Raw genomic sequence first — 18528 nt, forward strand, 5'->3', positions numbered from 1 at the left:
GGTGTACCTCTTAGTTGTTAACTTAACGGAATATGGTTTTATTTTAACGTGCTTGATTAAATCCTTAAAACAGATTAATTGAATCAGTTCGATTGAAAATATAAATCATTTATTTGTACTCAATCTTTATTCGATTCTCTATTTGGTTATTAGTGTAACTATGGTTGCGTGTACGCTTGCTTAATAAACAGCTTAGTTCTTTATTTCCATTAGTATTTTTAACGCACGATGACGTTTTTCATCGTCATATAAATCGTTGGTGAATATAAGCTCATCGACCTCTAATTGGTTCACGATCATTTCTAATTTGTGTTTAATACTCGCTGGCCCACCAGTAACACTTAATCCTAAAAAGCTCTCAACATGAGTACGCTCTTGTTCGCTCCACAAGCCTTCCATTGTTTCAACTGGGGGCTTTAACCACAACTCATCGCCTCTGATTAACGACAGTACTCGCTGTTTTGAAGTGGTTGATAAGTATTGTGCTTCTTCATCTGTATCGGCAGCCACTAAAGGTAATGCCAACATTACATAAGGCTTAGCTAATACATTTGATGGTTTAAATTCTCTTTTATATAAGGCTATTACATCATGTACAAAACGCGGTGCAAAGTGCCCCGCAAATACATAGGGTAATCCTTTTTGCGCTGCTAACTGGGCACTAAATAAACTTGAGCCTAAAAGCCAAATAGGCACATTAGTGTTTTCACCGGGTATTGCTCGTACACGCTTAGCCCCATCGTATGGGCCTAATAGTGTTTGTAACTCGCTTACTTCATTAGGAAAGTTTTCAGCGCGGCTAATGTCGTTATTTAAGGCGCGACTTGTCACCGGATCGCTACCTGGTGCGCGCCCTAGCCCTAAATCAATTCGACCAGGATACAAACTCTCTAAGGTGCCAAATTGCTCAGCCACTACTAAAGGCACATGATTAGGTAACATAATTCCACCCGACCCTACGCGTATTTTTTTAGTGTTGCCGGCTATGTGCCCTACTAAAATTGAAGTGGCGGCACAAACAATCCCAGGCATATTATGATGCTCGGCTAACCAAAAACGGTTAAAACCTAATTGGTCTGCTTTTTGTGCGTAGGCTGTACTTTTGTTTAAGGTGTCACTAACCGTGGCCCCTTTTTGCATAGGCGCCAGTTCAAGTAATGAAAAAGGGATAGTTGATAACAAAGCAGCATCTCCAAATTAAATAGCGACTTATGACGTGCTAGCCATAAATAATAAATCTAAAGTAAGAAATGGGTGTAAATTACACCAATTCAAGGCAGCTTATCTTGAAACGCTAAGGTGTTGCGATTGAGCGACAAAAAAGCTAGCTACTTTTAGCTACAGTTTGTTGGCGGTTTAGTTTATAGGCCTCTGAATCAAGGCCTTTTTTCCAATAACCCGATGAAACAATTTGACTGCGCGGTATCGCTAATTCATCAGTTAATACGGTTTTTGCTTTGCGTACTAATCCGGCCTCTAGTGCCATAAATACAATAGGTTGTTGCTCACTAAGCGGCACCGATTTTAATGCGTTTACCACATCTGTATCTGGTTTATGTGTTATTAACCAAGTTACATCTCGCGGCGACTCCAAGCTGATCACATCATCGTTTGTTGGTGCATGAATAATCGCGTCAATTTTTGCGTTTTTAGGCAGTTGCTGCATGTAGCCTTTAATTGCATTAACCGAAGTTAAATCGCCAAGTAGTATGTAATGTGAGTGTTCATAATTATCAAGCTTTTTAGGGCCTGGTCCTGCTATACCTACCTCATCGCCTACTTTTGCTTTTTTAGCCCAATTAGTTGCTGGACCTTGGTGCATATTAATTACAAAATCGAGGGTAAGTGCGCCGGTGTGCTCATCAACATGCCTTATAGTGTATGAACGCATACATGAAGTTTTAATATTATAATCAACGCGGCCATTTTGCGGAATAAGTACCTTTACGTAGTTACCAATATATTGAGCGTTCAAGTCGTTAAACTCATCGGAGCCAACAATAATGCGCTGTAAATGTGGGGTTATTTGCTCTGTGCTTAATACTGTTGCTTTGCGTACTTTTTTACCCATATAAATTTACCTCATTAAAAAAGATGAATTGCACAACGCCCCGTTGGTTGATAAAATCAACCATATCAATTTAATTGACTTTGTCAACCATTATGGATTCCCTATGCATATCTCATTAGCCAATACATTATTTGCTTTAATGCAAAATTATCGCGTTACCATACGCGAAGCGATTAATGCGGGCGAGCTTGGCTTAAACGCAATGCACGTACGTTGCTTTCATATTATTGCAACAACAACTCAGTGCACTGCTAACGATATTGTTAATCAGACCCAGCGCGACAAGGCCCAAATAGCACGCTTAGTGAAAGAGCTAATCGCATTAAAGTTAATTAACAAAGATGCCAGTGAGCACGACAAGCGCTGTTTTATTTTGTCATTTACCTCTGAAGGTCGCACGCTTTATAACAAGCTATTAGCCGCCGAGCAGCAAGTAAATGCGCAAATGTGTAAAAACTTAAACCCACAGCAAATCAATGACTTTTTATATACTGCCCAACAAATGATCAAAAACATGGATTGATCTGCCATTCATTACTTGGCATAACTGATACAAAACGCATATACTGTACACTTATACAGTGTATGCGTTTTAGGTTGTGTTATGTTTGTTATTCCCATTTATATAGAGGCCGGTGTTTGCGGGTTTGAATCGCCTGCAGCACAGTATAGTGAGTTAGGGATATCACTCGATGAGCTATTAATAAAACACCCAGATGCTACGTTTATTGGCGTTGCATCAGGGTGCTCTATGCAAGAAATTGGTATTTTTGAGGGCGACTTACTGTTAGTTGACCGTGCTGAGATTCCTAAAGATGGCGATGTTATCGTGGCGAACTTAAATGGTTTATTTGTATGTAAGCTGCTAGATAAAACCAATGCGCGACTGCTCTCGGCTTCTGCTGCTTATAAACCCGTGCAATTAACCGAGTCTGATGAATTTCAGCTTGAAGGCGTGGTAACTCGCTCAATTAGGTTACATCGGCAAAGCCCTGAGATACTTTCATGTATGCCTTAGTTGATGCGGTTGCTTTTTATGCCAGTGCTGAAAAGGTATTTGACCCCGCAATTCGTTCAAAACCAGTAGTGGTGCTTACCAATAACGATGGCTGCGTATGTGCGGTGTGCCCTATTGCCCGTAAGCTTAATATTCCTAAATTTGGCCCCTATTTTAAAGTTAAGCAATTACTAGCAAAGCATCAGGTGGTGGTGCGCTCATCTAACTATGAGCTGTATGCTAATTTAAGCGATAGAATGATGAACGTTATTGCCCGCTTTTGTGATACCCAGCATATTTACAGTATTGACGAATCGTTTTTGCACTTTAAAGGCTATCAGCCATTAATTACCGATTGGCACCAATATGGGCAGCTAATTAGGCGTACAGTATGGCGTGAAACCAAACTCCCTGTTGGGGTTGGCTTTGGGCCAACACCGACCTTAGCCAAAGCCGCGAATCATGCTGCTAAAAAACTAGCTGGCTTTAATGGGGTTGCCGTGATTGATGATGAAGCAAGCCGACAAGCTATTTTACAGCAAATGCACTGCCAGGATGTATGGGGAGTGGGCAAACGTATAGCTAAAAAGCTGGCGCTAATGAATATTAATACCGCATGGCAGCTGGCTGAGCAAAGTCCAAAAACAATTCGTCGCCAATTTAGCGTAGTGCTTGAGCGTACAATTAACGAACTCAATGGCATCACCTGTTTAAACTGGGATGATGTGCGCCAAGACAAACAAGCTATTTTTTCAACGCGTAGTTTTGGCCAGCGCCTTAGCGATCCTGATGCAGTGAGAACCGCATTAATAAATCATGCCAGTGTAGTTGCACAAAAATTAAGAGCGCAACAGTCGCTAACTCATCGTATTTATATTTTTGCTGCCAGCTCGTCACATGAGCAAGCCTTTTATAAAAAGTCAGCTATGCATCAATTTGATCCGCCCACTAACGATACCCGTGTCATAGCAAGTGCAGTATCAAAGAGTTTTGAGCAGATATATCAGCCGGGTATTCGTTTTTATAAATGCGGAGTGGGTGCATTAGAGCTTAGCCCACAGCAGTTTCAACAACATACTTTATTTGAGAAACAAACCGATAACCCGCAGTTAATGGGCTGCTTAGATGCGATAAATCATCGCTTTGGGAAAGGAATGCTTAGCGTAGCAAGCAGCCAACTAAATGAACGCTGGCATATGAATAGAGCTTTTTTATCGCCGCAATACACAACCCGTTGGCGCGATATTCCTAAAATACAGTGTTAGTCAGCAACTTTAATAAATTCGCATTCTACACTTGGGTTATCTAAGGTGTATTTAAGGGTGTTATCGGTTAAAAAAGTAATGGTTTGTTTAATGGTTCTTTCGTGAATTGGATTATCACATCGGCTCATACGTAAACCATTTTCGAGGCCATTAGTTTTGTATTTAAGTGAGCTGGTAATAAAACAATAATTAGGCTTTTGAATAGTACGAGTGCCATTGTGTAATGAGTTAAACAAAATCTCTTTACCTAAGCTAAAACCTTGCTCAGGATCTTCAGGGTTATTAAATTGCAATCGACTATTAGTGCACAAACCCGAGTTACTTGAGGTAACTTCGTAATTACCTAGCTTAGTTTTTAATAGTGGAATAAAGCGAGTTTTATTACTTGGGCCTGCCACTGAGTAGCAGCTAAAAAGGCTTATGGTAAGTAAAACCAGTGTGAAACATTTCATTATAAGCTCTATCCTCGTGTATCAACCATGATCAAGCACTGTGACGATGCTTAGCTATTTCTAACTATAACAGAGATTTACTATAAAAGATGCGAAGTCGTATTACTATGAGCAGCTGCGCAAAAACTAACTTAAAATACGTAGCTAACAACAAATAAGATTAAACTAGGGCCTGTTTACCTTTGCGGATTAAAATTTGTTCAAACTAGAGGCTGCTTAATCGCGGCGCGAGATTTGTAACCTAGTGGGCTCGATAACTGCTCCTGCGTTATTCTACTGGCTTACATACATGTAAGAATAAGTAAAAAACCGAGCAAAGCTTCCGCGTCCTGCTCACGCCCCTTACCTACATCCATGTAGGCAACAAAGAGTAAGTCGCCCCTAGGCAGAACTCTTCGGGCAGCGTCTGTTTGGCATTGATGATGCGTTATCGCCTATTTATGGGGAATAACCACACCACATAGGCTCTGCCTTGCCTAAATACCAAACAGACTGCTGCAAATTCAACCTTGAAAGGTCAACAGACCCTAGACGTAAGCTTTATTACATAAAGGGGGAAGAAAATGCATTACTTGTGATTAACCTGAACTCTGGTTAAGAGATTTACTAACATGTTGAATCAAAAAATATTTTTACCTACTTTTCTCTAGCTAGAAATTTTTAGTGAAAACAAGGCGAAATTACGCGTCAATAGCTAGCCTATTGCAAGTAAACTCAACGCAGTTAGCGCTGAAAATAGCTGCTTGAGATGAATTTATTATCCGCAGTTCAGGTTAATTAAGTAATGCATTAATAACACGCTGAGTTATTGCCAATACTTAGCAAATAATTGCGGGTAATTTTGTTTTAAAAACTTAGGTTTGTCTTTAAAGCGCTTACCTTTAGGTTGGTCAAGCCCTGATGAGATAAAGGGTAACTCATCGTCGTTACGCTCTTCATATAACAAACCTGCAATTAGGTCATACTCATCTAAATACGGATAAGGTTGCTCGTTTAAAAAATAAAGCGGCGTGCACTGAGCCAGGCTATCTGGGTTTTCTAGTGCAGCTTTAAATACGGCTTCACCACGAGAAATTAACCAACAACGAAATTCTGAAAAACCATATTCATCATTACAGCCCGCCATAACAAACGCGGCACCAAATAAATCCCAGGTATAACTTTGACGCATACAAATACTAAACTGCTTATCAAATTCAATTAATTGCTCATCTGATAAGTCACTCAGTGCCGACTTAAGTGATTGGCACACTGAATCGGGCTCTGCGGTTTTATCTTCCACAGTAACCAGTCGCCAAAAATCAGTTAAGGTTAACTCACTCATGCAATGATCTCTTTTACCCGACCCACTTGGCCGTCTTCTAATTGTACTTTTATTCCGTGCGGGTGATTAGGTGACTTGGTCAATAAACGCGACACAATACCGTTGGTTAAAGTACCACTGCGTTGATCTTGTTTAAGCACAATATTAACCTCTGTGCCTGGCGTTATTTGCGAGCGTGTTGGAACGGCCATATTTAATCTCTATTACAATTTTTTGCGATTATAGCCTGCTTAATAGAATCTCTCCATATTAAAGCTTTTACTAAGACCATAAATGCCAAATACAGCTTAAAATGAGGGATAATTAAACAAAAACACAATACCTATTTTTACTGCTTAAGAAATGAAATAGCATTGTTTTTTATATGAATATTTAAACTAGCTAATGCATTACAAATAAGCTGTTCGATATAATCTAGTCGGTTATTTTTTTTAGCCTGCTCTAGTGCAATATCATCAATAAAATAACAACTTACGGTGAACTTAGAGGGTAAATTGTTTAAGTCTGCTGAATGGGTAAGATAGCTAAAGCCCTCAACATCATCTTTTACTTGCTCACAAGCCAGTGTTAATTGTTGACGAATACTTTTGTCTAGCTGCTTTTGGGTTTTGGTCATGGTTTATTACTGCTCGGCGATTTGTTGTTTTTTAAATTCTTTGTAGCTGTCTTGTTGTTGTTTAACACATTCATGGTATTCCTTGTCAGCCATATGGCTGCATTCATCTAATCGGGCTGATTGAATTTCATGATAGCGGCTATCGCTGCTACACCCTGTTAACACTGCGATTACCGATAACGAAAGTAGATACTTTAAGTTATTATTTAGCATTCAAAACTCCTTATTATTTTAACCGGAAAACTACTGATTTTCGTTATTTTTGCTGTATATTGCACTGGTTTTGTATTTATAACCGTTAAGGGCACGTTATGATGTTGTCGCAGTTACAAGAGCTGTTCCAGCGTATCGATAAAAGTAAATTATTTCAATCATTTGTTATTGCAGTTATTGTGGTTTCTGCACTGACCGTGGGCGCACATACCTATTCGTTGCACCCTACCGCTGAGCTATTTCTACATTGGATGGATATAGGCATTACGGTGTTTTTCTTAATCGAATTGGTTATTCGTTATATTGCCAGTAAAGGTATCAAAGACTTTTTCTCCAAAGGTTGGAACATATTTGACTTCATTATAGTGATCGGTAGTTTATATCCTGCGGCAGGTTCGACTATTTTTATTGCTCGACTGCTGCGCATTTTCCGCGTACTACGTTTAGTGTCTATGATCCCAGAGCTGCGCTTATTGGTAAACTCACTAATAAAAGCCATCCCGCAAATGGGCTATATCGCGCTGCTAATGTTTGTGATTTTTTATATTTATGCTGCCACAGGTAGCATGTTGTTTGCTGAGATAAACCCAGTACTGTGGGGCGATGTCTCTATTTCTATGCTTACCTTGTTTAGAATCGCCACCTTCGAAGATTGGACCGACGTGATGTACGAAACCATGGCGGTGTACAAATTAAGTTGGATTTTTTACTTAACCTTTATCTTTTTAACGGCATTTGTATTTTTAAATATGATGGTGGGGGCTATTTTAGAAGTAATGAGTGAGGAGCATCGCAATGCTCGAGAAGAGCAAGCGGATACAGACTCACTACCCGCAACTCAAGGCCAAGTAAACGAATTGAAGGCGCAACTGGCAGAGTTAAAACAATTACTTAAAAATAAGTAGCAGATTGAATAGGGCAAGTATGTACTTGCCCTATTATTTATACTTTAAACTTGCCAACTAAGTCCGTTAACATTAAAGAAAGACGGCTCATTTCATTACCGTTCTCGCTGGTGCTAACAGCAATATCGCTAACCTCATCAGCCGAATTTTTAATTTCCGTTACGTTTCGGTTTATGTCTTCAGCTACGTGTTGCTGCTCTTCTGCAGCAGTCGCTATCTGGGTGTTTAAATCACTAATATTAACAATAGACGCCGTGATCTCGCTAAACTGTTGTTGCGCCGAGTGCGCAAGTTCTACAGTTTTATTCGTGGTTTCTATGCTGCGTTCCATGTCTTTAGACACTTTAGACGACATAGTGCGTAATTTATCAAGCTGCGATGCTACTTCTTCGGTCGACTCGGCAGTACGTTGCGATAACGCACGAACTTCATCAGCAACCACGGCAAAACCACGCCCATGCTCACCAGCTCGCGCAGCTTCTATGGCTGCGTTTAAAGCCAATAAGTTAGTTTGCTCTGAAATGCCGCGAATAACGCTTAAAATCGACATAATGTTTTCGCTTTCACTATCGAGCTTAGTAATGTCTGCTGAAGCATTATTTATTACATCGCACAGCTGAACCACACTTTCTACGGTTTGTGTAATAACCGATTGCCCCAAGTCCGATGCTTGCTGTGTTTGAACCGCTAAATCCGCCGCATTCGCACAACTGCTAGACACTTCATTAGCAGTAGCAGCCATTTCATTAATAGCCGTTGCCGCCATTTCTAAAGCTTGTTGTTGTTGACTGGTAGAGCTTGTTAATTGCGCAGCTTGAGATGAGGTTTGCGATGAGGTTTTGCTAACATTTTGTGCGCATTCATTAATTTGCGTCACCAGCTCACTGATCAGATTTAAAAATAAGTTAAAACTAGTGGCTAGTTTAGCGGTTTCATCCTTAGTTTTAATTGCTAAGCGCTGGGTTAAATCACCGCCACCCTGCGATATTTCAGTTAAACCATCACTTACCTCAACAATTGGAGCGGAAATAAGCTTAGAAATATAACTCGCTATCGCAATAAACACACCAATTAACACAGCACTAATAATTAAAATGGTATAAGCCATTGCATTGGCCGCGCTCATTACCTCGGACTTTTCTACCACCCCAATAAACTTCCACCCTAAAATGGGAGACGTGTAAATATTGGCCATATACTGTTTTCCATCAATATCGACATCAAACAGGCCTTTGTTGTTTTTAGCTAAATCGGCGTATTTTCCACCCTCAAGATCAGCTAGATTTTTAAATCGGTAATCTGGGTGTTTCACATCCACCAGCACACTGCCGCTGTCTTCAATCAACATTAAGTAGCCTGTTTCGCCTAATTTAATATCGGCAATAATGTCAGTGAGTCCTCCTAATGAAACATCCATCCCTTGTGCACCAATTAACTCGCCGTTATCAATAATGGCTTTGACCGTAGATACAATCACTAAATCATCAGCGGCCCAGTAATAAGCATTAGTACGGGTTGTTTTACCGTTGGCTTGTTTAGCCGTTTTATACCACGGGCGCTGGCGAGGATCATAATTAGCGTTTACGTTTCCCATAGGCCATTGAATATAACCACCTTGTTCATTCCCCATGTAAATATAAGCAAGCCCAGGGTGGGTCTCACCAAAATGATTAAATAAACTATAAGCAGCTTGCTCCGTCGGACTTTGGTTAGGGTGATCAAGCATTACCGTAGTGCCAACATTCATATGGGTTTTTATGTTTTCACGGGCATTTTTAATCGTTTCATGGGAGGCTAAGTAATCTACATTTTTAGCAATTTCAGCAAAAAACATAGTAATTGCATTATCAACTTGGCGGGCTTCACGTTCACTTAACTGAGAAAAATTATCAAGTGCTTGCTCTCTAGTTTGTGAAATAACTAAAGCAGCTATAATTAATAACGGCAAGGCAATTGCAGATGCAAAAGAGAGCTTTAATTTTTTTGATATATTCATGCAATTAACCTCTAAAAACACTCTTAAGAATATAGTGTGGCTAAAGGGGTTGAGCAAGAAATAATATGAGAATATTTCGAAGAGGCAATAAAAAAGGTTAGCAATTAGCTAACCCTTTTACTTGGCGAACTAGAAAGTTATTCACCGTCTACAATAATTCGTAGCATCCGGCGAAGTGGCTCCGCTGCACCCCATAACAGCTGATCGCCTACGGTAAAGGCGCTGATGTATTTTGGCCCCATGGCAAGTTTACGAATACGGCCAACAGGAATACTCAGCGTACCGGTTACTTTAACTGGGGTTAAGTCGGTACTGGTAATATCGCGCTGATTAGGAATTACTTTAACCCACTCATTGTGCGATGCTAAAATTTCTTCTATTTTTTCTACACTAATGTCTTCACGTAATTTAATTGTCATCGCTTGGCTATGACAACGCATAGCACCAATGCGTACACATAAACCATCAATAGGTACTGGCTGCTTAGAAGAGCCTAAAATTTTGTTCGCTTCAACCTGTGCTTTCCACTCTTCTTTAGACTGGCCACTTGACATAGGCACATCAATCCATGGGATTAAGCTACCCGCCAGTGGTACACCAAACTGGTCTTGTGGCAAATCACTCGATGCCATTTTTTCGCTGACTATTTTATCAATTTCTAAAATAGCTGAACTTGGATTATCTAATTGCTTTGCAACACTTGTATGAATAGCACCCATTTGGGCAATAAGCTCTTTCATATTGCGCGCACCGGCGCCCGACGCTGCTTGGTAAGTAATTGGGCTTACCCATTCAATTAGGTCGTGCTCAAATAAACCGCCCAGTGCTAGTAGCATAAGTGAAACCGTGCAGTTACCACCTACAAAAGTTTTAACGCCTTGCTCAAGCCCTTGCTCAATGACATCTTTGTTAACAGGGTCAAGTACGATAATACTGTCGTCGCTCATACGCAGCGCAGAGGCCGCATCTATCCAATAGCCATCCCAACCCGATTCACGTAATTTTGGGTACACCGCATTGGTATAATCGCCTCCCTGACAGGTAACAATAATGTCCATTTTTGCAAGTTCAGAAATATCACTAGCATCTAAAAGCGGTTTAGCAGGACCAGCTAACTCAGGACCAAGTTGACCTGCCTGTGAGGTGGTGAAAAAGGTGGTGTCGATATGTGCAAAATCATGTTGTTGTTCCATTCGCTCTAGTAATACTGAGCCTACCATGCCGCGCCATCCGACTAATCCTACTTTTTTCATTATTTGTTCCACTGTTTGATTCATAAAAGGAGCCTATACATTAAAAATTAAAAATTCATTGCGTGAGATTTAATTTTTACAGCCCTAAACTAACACCACCAGCACGCTAAAACTAGTGAATAAAGTCGAACTCAAATTTTTTTCATAATGTAAAAAATGCAAAAGCATACAACGATTATTTTAAACTTTAATAAAAGCTTAACCTTGTTGAAACCTGTATTTACCAAGCTTAGAAGGCACATTGAAAAAAGAGGTTTTGTGTAATTCTACATTCAACTAAAGGAAAAGATAATGAAGACACTTACTTTCGCTCTACTCGCTTTAAGCTCAGCATCACTTAATGTATTTGCAGATACAACGCTTTCAGCAAACACAATGGCATTTAAAGAAAATGAAAAAGTATATTTTGAACGCGCAGAAATAAATGTGGAAGAGCGACAAGGCGTACTAGTCAATACTGCAACAACTTATTACAGCCCAAAGGTATGGATAAATGGACGCTTAGAGCAGTTTTTTGTAGGCTCTACAAATGGAAATCAATTTTGTGAAGAACGTGGTCATAACCAAGAAATTTCAGGAAGTACAATCACTTGTGGGGAAGATGAAAGCGCTTATGGTAACTTTGATTGGTATAACCAATTATGGACAATGAAAAGCACCGGTAGTAAAAACCAATGCTACCAACTTTATGCAACTATAAAGTGTCAGTAAAATATTCAATTGTAACCCTATGCTAATTATAGGGCTACAAACAATTTAGAACATTAGATGCGATGAACTGATCCTATATAGTCAGTAATGCTATCATTACAACTGCGCGCATCATCACCATTAAACTCCTCGAGTATATAAATTTTTACAGGCGTTTCTAAACCTTTTGCTTCAGCAAGCTTTTCTAAGATCTGGCCAAATTGATTATCTTGATAAGCTAAGGTTAACTTGTCATTAGCCAAGTGAGTAATACTATTAGTTGTTTTTACAATTACCTGAGAATGATTTAGTTGGATATCATCGACAATAACAGAACATGATCTTGCAGCTAGAGCATCATTCGCAAAACCAAAAGAACCAAATATAACAACTGAGCTAATAACATTTCTTATTAAATTCATGGATATTGTTCCTTTTAAAATAAAATTATAAAACTTAATTACAGCCTGTTAAATGTAAACAACAATCATGCTTTATTTGTTAAAGAATCATTAAAGATAAATGATTTAGAGGGAGTATGTGTATGAAGTGAATGATGCTTAAGATAAAAGAGAATTAAAAAAACTATTTATATAAAAAATATTAAACTACAACTACGTTTAAAACTGAGATACTAAAAAGCCCTACATATAGCAGGGCTAAGGGTTGTAACGGCTTATTTTAGTCGTTCGAGGGCTTTAAAACTCGTAGCTAAAGCTAACGCTTATCTCTCTAGGCGTTTCTTGAGAACGAATTAACACATCATTCTGTTCTACTTCAAAGTTTTGTCCCAACATATTTTTCACTTTAAGTGTTAATGTGGTATTGAACGTTGGGTAATAACTATAAACCATGTCTAACGAGTTTAAAGGTTGTTCGTAAGCGTCATCAAAGTTGTTAACACCCGCAGCTAAAATACGGTCGCCAAATACGTTATAAATAACTGAAGCTTGGTGCATGCCATCATGCGAATCGTAATTCAATTGCAAATTGGCAACATACTTTGAGTGGCCAGTCATACGTCGCTTTAGATTTGTAAGGTCGGCGCGCTGTTCTTGTGCAATTTCAACTTCTGAATCACTGACCGTTAAATTACCAGAAGTAAAAAAAGCACCTCCTAATAAATCACTATGCAACTCAGTTAACCATTCTGCTTCTATACCGTAAACATAGGCTGTATCTGCATTGTCAAACTGCAGAGTAAAACGGCCGTCACTTTCGGTTAATAATGCTTCGATTGGGTTATCTATGTCTTTATAGAATGCGCCAACTGAGTAGTTATCACCATTGTCCATATAAAATTCGATACGTGCATCAAAGTTATCTAGGTAACTAGATTCTAAGAATGGATTACCAAGCGTTCGATAACCGGTCAACGGATCTTGGAATTGAACAGGGCTTAACTCACGCAAGTCAGGACGAACAACCGTGCTGCCATAACCAAAACGAACCTGGTACGACTGCTGACTATATGTCATAGATAATGAAGTAAAATACTCATCTTCCATCACACTTGCTTGTTTTATCGCATCTGCACTTAATTTATCTGCCAATAAAGCAGGATCGAATGCTGAGCGAGAAAAAGCAAGGGCAACTTGGCGGAAGTCCTCGTAACGCACACCACCACTTAAACGCCAATCTTGAGCAAAAGTGATATCAAAAGAGCCGTAATAAGCATCAATCATTTGCGCTGCTAGGTAATCATCGGCTGTAGGTTCTTGAAACAATAACTCTACATCCGTTGAATCGATAACAGCATCATTAGCAAAGAAACTACCAATTGACAGCGCTTCTTCTTCACTTTGTGCTAAATCTAAAGACTGTGTTTGGCTAAAACGATAGTTAAAAAAGTCTGTGCGGTAATCACGCGTTTTTTCAACAAAATAGCCGCCACCCGCGATTTCAACTTCGGCGTTCTCAAAGTAAAAAACTTTGTTAACATTAACGCCCCAGTTTTCTACATCGTCTTCTAGCTCAACAAATCGATACAAATAAGGATTGCCACCTAAACTGCCATTATAAAAAGTACGTTGATATTCGCCATCGGCGTACTCATCACGCACCGTTACTTCAAGCTCGCCAGGTATACTCGTCGTCGCTGTTGAATCTGTGTATTGCCAATCTACACCCACACCTTCAAGAAAACTCCACTCTAAATTGTGCATTCCACGAAGTTGAAGTATTTCAAGTTCACGTTCCTCAAAAGAGGTTAGGTGGCTTCGCTGTAATTGCCCAGCATCAATGCTTAATGACTTTGAAGGCTCTTGATAAAGCGCAACAGAAGCTTCATCTTCAGTATCTCGTAGCATCATATAGGTGGCAGTTAAATCATGGCCGCCAATTTTATAACCTAAATTTAGAGAGCTATTTAATTTTATATTATGCTTTGTTGATACTTCTTTCTCTGTGGCAGAGTAACAAGTAAAGTCATCTTTTGAACATTCAGATTCAGATGCGTCAACAGAAGAAAGTACTGCGCTAAACTTCTCTGCATTAGACCATTCATTTTCATAAGCAACTGATGCTAAGAAGCCAAAAGAGCCATCTAAACCAAATAAGTTATCAAATCGGTCGCCATAAACAGCTTTAATGCCTGCATCAGGGTTTAAGCTTTCTTTTTCTAAGCCAAAATCTCTTGGTAGTGCTTTTGATAAACTTTTATTTAAGTCTATTGCAGCTGCTTGACCAATATCAGCCCCCTGACGTCTTGACTCCACATCTCTTATATTTCTGTATGAGATATCAGACAAGCCATTGATATAGGTATTTAGCGCCGTTTTAACAGCTCCTGGTAAGGCGCGTGTACCATCGTCTTTACCTAACCAGTCGTCACTGCCGCCATTGTATGTGTAGCCTTCATCGTTTGTATCTTTATAGCTAGCACCAATCTCAACTTTAAATAAAGTATCACTTGGAATGCTTTTCGTTCTGATATTAACGTCACCACCACCAAAAGCCGCAGGCATATTAGGTGAATAGGCTTTTTGAACAGCTAAAGATTCAATAATACTTGATGGGAAAATATCAAGTGGAATTACATTTCTGGTCAGATCTGGGCTTGGAACAACCGCGCCATTTAAACGCACGCTTGAGTAACGCTCACCTAAACCGCGTACATAAATAAACTTATCGTTAACTAACGATAAGCCTGTAACACGGCGAAGTGCAGAAGCGGCATCGCTATCACCAGTTCTAGATATTTGCTCTGAACCCATTATATCAGCAACAAATGCCTGATTTTTACGTTCATCAATTACGGCACTAGCACTGCCTTTGAGGCGTGTACCTGTTGCAACAACTTCTTCTATCGCTTCTTCATTGATTATTTCTTGTGCCTGTTCAGCGAAAGAATTAAATGAAGAAAAAAGGGAGAGCAGAGATAACGTTATTAGATTAGTTTTAAACTGCTTTTGATGTTTCATATTTATATCCTCTAAACCTAAAATTCCCTTAAAAAAGGCGCCAGAGCGCCTTATAATTAGAGCCGGTCTAGATTAATTACTAGCGCGTTGTAAAGATGCAGCTACAAAATCAGCCCATTCACTTGATTCACCTTCTTTAAGTGCACCAATGTAGCCTGCGTTAGTGAAGAAAGAGTCAACTTCACTCATGTCTTTCGCTGTTGTAGTTACCGCAGTACCTTGTGAGTCTGTAATAGTTGCTGCAGTTGAAACACCATCCGAACCAAGCACATTTGAAAAATCAGCAAAACCAATCAGCTGGTTATTTTCGCCACCAGTAAACCAGGTATTGATATCAAAGCTTGCTAACGCACCGGTTAAAGGAGTATTTACGTCTTCAAAATTCTTACCACACGCAAATATAGAACTCATAAATGCGATATCACCGTTGTTTGCATTGGCATGCACACCAGCATCTCCTGATTTATCTTTTTCATTATATAAATCAAAACAGCCAGCACCATCTACAGATGATGAGTTTACAAACAACATGTTAGCTAATTGCGCTTTACCCCATTCTTTCATTTCCATACCGGCACCAGTACGACGCCCTTCAGCACCTTGATCACCAGTAGTAACAACGGTTGCATTAGCAATAGTTGGGTTAGATACAGTCGTTACTAAATCTTGTGCGTCTGCAGATAGTGGATCAACTTTTGCGCCATCTGTTTCAAATCCATGATTTCCATATTCATTTGAACGTACAAGAATGTACTGTCCGTAACCTTTCCAACCCTCATCCCAGTCAATACCGTCATCACCAGTATCAGTAACAACAATATGTTTAAGATTAACGCTACCACCAAAGAGCTCTATACCATCATCAAAACCATTATGTACATGAACATAATCAATTGTTGTGCCTGAGCCAACAGCATTTAGTGTTAAACCATTTAGCTCATCACCTTCAACGCCAAATCCTGCATACTTAATAACAATATGCTTTAATATACCGCTACTATCTTGCGGGTCATTACCACCGTAATAAGATACAATACCTTCAGCTGAGTGATTACACATGTCTTGTGCCGCAGCTGTCGCTGTACAACGAATAGAATGACCACGTCCATTTACCTGAACGCCACCCCAATCCCCAATTTGAGCGGTTGTTGAATCATCACCATCAACTTCTTTAATGCTTGTGAAAATAATTGGCTTATCTACTTCACCAATTGCTTCAATATTTGCACCACGTGCAATACGAATAAAACTCTCTGGCTTGGTAAACGCAATGGTAGCGCCTGCTTCAATAGACAATGTTGGGCCATTAACATCAATAATAGCGCCTGTAGATGTGTCTACATCGTCACCTATAAATAAAGCACCTTCAAATACATGGGCACCGCCATCGTCTAGCGCAGGGATAACAAAAGAGCTAGTAATTTCTTTTGCATTACTTGCAAATGCTTGGCTGTATAAGCAGTTTACGCCTTCTGCTTCACCTGTAAATGTAGCTCCATCTAATGTGTATGTGGCGCAACTTACAGTATCGCCACCATTATCACCACCTGGGTTAGTCACTGAATTGTCTACACTGTTATCAACTGTCGTAGGTGTAACGTTAATATCTCCACCGCCACAACCAGCAAGTGTTATTGCTGTAGCCACTAAGCTGATTTTGAATAAGCCAGATAATTTCATTGTTCACTCCGTAAAAGTATTTAATTATTGTGTTAGCGCATTAAGTAATAACTTAAGTCACTTTAAGGCACGATACTCATGCACTAAGGTCACTTGAGTTATCGAATACGAAGTACAATACGGGAGTGTTATGACAATGAAGTTACACTTTAATAAACATAAAATGACAATGCTAATTAAATAAAAATCAATAACTTGCTTTAAAAGTACATGCAAAAAAACCACACAAACTAAATGTTAGTGTGGTTTGAGTAGTGCAATTATGAAATGGTTTTTAGTGCGTCAATTAAGAACTAATAATCGCACTATAAAAATTAAAGTAGTGCTGTTTTTAATGTTTGCGCATGCACTTTTTCGCGTTTTACATATTTGATCCATTGCTGGGCTAAACGTTGTGACTTTTTGTGCTTTTCGGCTTGTTCAAACGCCAGGATAGAAGCATCAAAATTTTGTAAATTGTATTGCGCCATTCCTAAAGCAACAAACGCATTTGATTCAAAATCAAGGCCGCCTTTATCCAGCGCCATTCGCGCTGCATCAGCAGCTTCGTCATACTGCTCTGTGTTTACATACACTTCAGCTAAGCGCTGGTCGTATTTACCATGCTCCGAACGCTCTGCAGCTTTGGTAAAGTAACTAATCGACTTAGCATCTTCTTTAGCTTGTACCATGGCCTCGGCTACAAAGGCATAATTTTTAGCCGTAGGTTCAGCAATGCCCTGCTCTATTGCTTTACTCATTACACTGGCGGCTTTGTAGGCAAGCTGATTATATAAATATACCTGCGCAAGCTGTCTTAGGTCAGATTTAGAGGTTAAAAATCCTTGCTGGTAAGCTGCTTCTAAAATACTAAGCTGCTGTTTTTCTTGCCCAGTTTCACCATACATACCGGCTAATTGCACCCAGTACTCAGGTTTATTGTAAAGCTTTACCATACGCTCAAGCACGCTCACTACTTTATCGGTTTGGTTAAGTGAGTAATACATAGCACGTTGCAGTACCAGCCAGTTTTCTTTTGGTACTTTGCCTTCGCTATCACTTAAGTTAATGGCTTGGGTAATGTAACTTAGGCCTTGCTCATAATCTTTTAATTGATAGTAGGTTTGCGCTCTTAATAAATAATACGCATCAGTTTTAGGCTTTGTATTAATGGCATCCCATTTATCTAAAAATGCGATCACCTTTTCATAGTCGCTGTTAGCCATTGCAAGCTGCGCTAAACTGAATGTTGTGCTCAAACGCAATGTTTCTGGAATGCCATCTTCTGCAATCACTTTTTCAAATGAGGCAATCGCTTTAACTAGGTCGTTTTCATTGTAATAAATAAACCCATAAAAGTTATGCATCATCGCAATTTCATAAGAGTTCATACTTGATGAGCGCGTTTGTATACTGTCAAGCGCGTCCAAACCCGCTTTACTGTCGCCATCATCCGCAAGTTTTTGGGCGCGAGCTAATTGGCTGTATACCTTTTCACGCAGTGCGGGCACTCGTGTTGTTTTTTGTTGTTCAGCGGCCTGTACTGTCGCCAAATTTACACCCGGAAGTACATTCAATGCACTTGGTGTAACAACGCTGGCACTGATTGCAACAGTGCACAACATGCTAAGCTTTAATAGCTTGGTTATTAGTTTTAATTTCATA

18 protein-coding genes are annotated in these 18528 nt (G+C 39.6%); 5 read left to right on the forward strand and 13 right to left on the reverse strand.

What is annotated here, in order from left to right:
• Window positions 1–192: 192 nt before the first annotated feature.
• A complete protein-coding gene (locus P3J6_RS07190; protein WP_198522574.1) occupies window positions 193–1182 on the reverse strand; it encodes an LLM class flavin-dependent oxidoreductase in 990 nt (329 codons plus the stop codon).
• Window positions 1183–1324: 142 nt separating this feature from the next.
• Window positions 1325–2071, reverse strand: coding sequence for a siderophore-interacting protein (locus P3J6_RS07195; RefSeq protein WP_198522575.1), 747 nt, complete (start codon window positions 2069–2071; stop codon window positions 1325–1327).
• Window positions 2072–2174: 103 nt separating this feature from the next.
• Between P3J6_RS07195 and P3J6_RS07200 the strand changes: the two genes are divergently transcribed.
• The 3 genes from P3J6_RS07200 (at window position 2175) to P3J6_RS07210 (ending at window position 4333) form a co-directional block, all read left to right on the forward strand.
• Window positions 2175–2594: a MarR family winged helix-turn-helix transcriptional regulator gene (locus tag P3J6_RS07200; RefSeq protein WP_198522576.1), complete on the forward strand. Its 420-nt coding sequence runs from the start codon at window positions 2175–2177 to the stop codon at window positions 2592–2594.
• An 81-nt stretch (window positions 2595–2675) separates the two neighbouring features.
• A complete protein-coding gene (gene umuD, locus P3J6_RS07205; RefSeq protein ID WP_010388819.1) occupies window positions 2676–3089 on the forward strand; it encodes a translesion error-prone DNA polymerase V autoproteolytic subunit in 414 nt (137 codons plus the stop codon).
• The gene (locus P3J6_RS07210; RefSeq protein ID WP_198522577.1) at window positions 3077–4333 is read left to right on the forward strand and encodes a Y-family DNA polymerase; all 1257 of its coding nucleotides are present in this window, start codon (window positions 3077–3079) and stop codon (window positions 4331–4333) included. The genes umuD and P3J6_RS07210 overlap by 13 nt, the downstream gene beginning before the upstream one ends.
• Here the strand turns inward: P3J6_RS07210 and P3J6_RS07215 are convergent.
• From P3J6_RS07215 to P3J6_RS07235, 5 genes are all read right to left on the reverse strand, one after another.
• Window positions 4330–4785 (reverse strand): hypothetical protein, encoded by a 456-nt coding sequence (locus tag P3J6_RS07215; protein ID WP_198522578.1) that lies wholly within the window; start codon window positions 4783–4785, stop codon window positions 4330–4332. The genes P3J6_RS07210 and P3J6_RS07215 overlap by 4 nt on opposite strands.
• 805 nt (window positions 4786–5590) lie before the next feature.
• The gene (locus P3J6_RS07220) at window positions 5591–6109 is read right to left on the reverse strand and encodes a DUF4240 domain-containing protein (protein WP_198522579.1); all 519 of its coding nucleotides are present in this window, start codon (window positions 6107–6109) and stop codon (window positions 5591–5593) included.
• Complete coding sequence (locus tag P3J6_RS07225; RefSeq protein WP_008468098.1) at window positions 6106–6300, reverse strand: YwbE family protein; 195 nt, start codon at window positions 6298–6300, stop codon at window positions 6106–6108. Before P3J6_RS07225 ends, P3J6_RS07220 begins: the two co-directional genes overlap by 4 nt.
• 137 nt (window positions 6301–6437) lie before the next feature.
• Window positions 6438–6725 carry a hypothetical protein gene (locus P3J6_RS07230; protein ID WP_198522580.1) on the reverse strand — a complete coding sequence of 96 codons (288 nt, stop codon included), beginning with the start codon at window positions 6723–6725 and terminating at the stop codon, window positions 6438–6440.
• A gap of 6 nt (window positions 6726–6731) precedes the next feature.
• Window positions 6732–6938 (reverse strand): hypothetical protein, encoded by a 207-nt coding sequence (locus P3J6_RS07235; RefSeq protein WP_178957105.1) that lies wholly within the window; start codon window positions 6936–6938, stop codon window positions 6732–6734.
• 101 nt (window positions 6939–7039) lie between these two features.
• Here P3J6_RS07235 and P3J6_RS07240 point away from each other — a divergent pair, with 101 nt between their 5' ends.
• Window positions 7040–7843, forward strand: a complete 804-nt coding sequence (locus P3J6_RS07240; protein WP_010388826.1) for an ion transporter — start codon at window positions 7040–7042, stop codon at window positions 7841–7843.
• Between the two features lie 37 nt (window positions 7844–7880).
• Here the strand turns inward: P3J6_RS07240 and P3J6_RS07245 are convergent, their stop codons facing one another.
• A complete protein-coding gene (locus P3J6_RS07245; protein ID WP_198522581.1) occupies window positions 7881–9839 on the reverse strand; it encodes a methyl-accepting chemotaxis protein in 1959 nt (652 codons plus the stop codon).
• A gap of 137 nt (window positions 9840–9976) precedes the next feature.
• The gene (gene asd / locus P3J6_RS07250) at window positions 9977–11116 is read right to left on the reverse strand and encodes an aspartate-semialdehyde dehydrogenase (RefSeq protein ID WP_198522582.1); all 1140 of its coding nucleotides are present in this window, start codon (window positions 11114–11116) and stop codon (window positions 9977–9979) included.
• A gap of 267 nt (window positions 11117–11383) precedes the next feature.
• Between asd and P3J6_RS07255 the strand changes: the two genes are divergently transcribed.
• On the forward strand, window positions 11384–11803 hold the full coding sequence (locus P3J6_RS07255; protein WP_138606472.1) for a hypothetical protein: 420 nt from the start codon (window positions 11384–11386) through the stop codon (window positions 11801–11803).
• Window positions 11804–11856: 53 nt separating this feature from the next.
• Here the strand turns inward: P3J6_RS07255 and P3J6_RS07260 are convergent, their stop codons facing one another.
• The 4 genes from P3J6_RS07260 to P3J6_RS07275 all read right to left on the reverse strand — a co-directional run bounded on the left by P3J6_RS07260 (window position 11857) and on the right by P3J6_RS07275 (window position 18527).
• A complete protein-coding gene (locus tag P3J6_RS07260; protein WP_198522583.1) occupies window positions 11857–12204 on the reverse strand; it encodes a hypothetical protein in 348 nt (115 codons plus the stop codon).
• 276 nt (window positions 12205–12480) lie between these two features.
• The gene (locus tag P3J6_RS07265) at window positions 12481–15204 is read right to left on the reverse strand and encodes a TonB-dependent receptor domain-containing protein (protein ID WP_198522584.1); all 2724 of its coding nucleotides are present in this window, start codon (window positions 15202–15204) and stop codon (window positions 12481–12483) included.
• Between the two features lie 72 nt (window positions 15205–15276).
• A complete protein-coding gene (locus P3J6_RS07270) occupies window positions 15277–16884 on the reverse strand; it encodes a hypothetical protein (RefSeq protein ID WP_198522585.1) in 1608 nt (535 codons plus the stop codon).
• A 314-nt stretch (window positions 16885–17198) separates the two neighbouring features.
• Complete coding sequence (locus P3J6_RS07275) at window positions 17199–18527, reverse strand: tetratricopeptide repeat protein (RefSeq protein WP_198522586.1); 1329 nt, start codon at window positions 18525–18527, stop codon at window positions 17199–17201.
• Window position 18528: the final 1 nt, after the last annotated feature.

This window comes from Pseudoalteromonas sp. 3J6, from assembly GCF_903995135.1.
GTDB lineage: Bacteria > Pseudomonadota > Gammaproteobacteria > Enterobacterales > Alteromonadaceae > Pseudoalteromonas.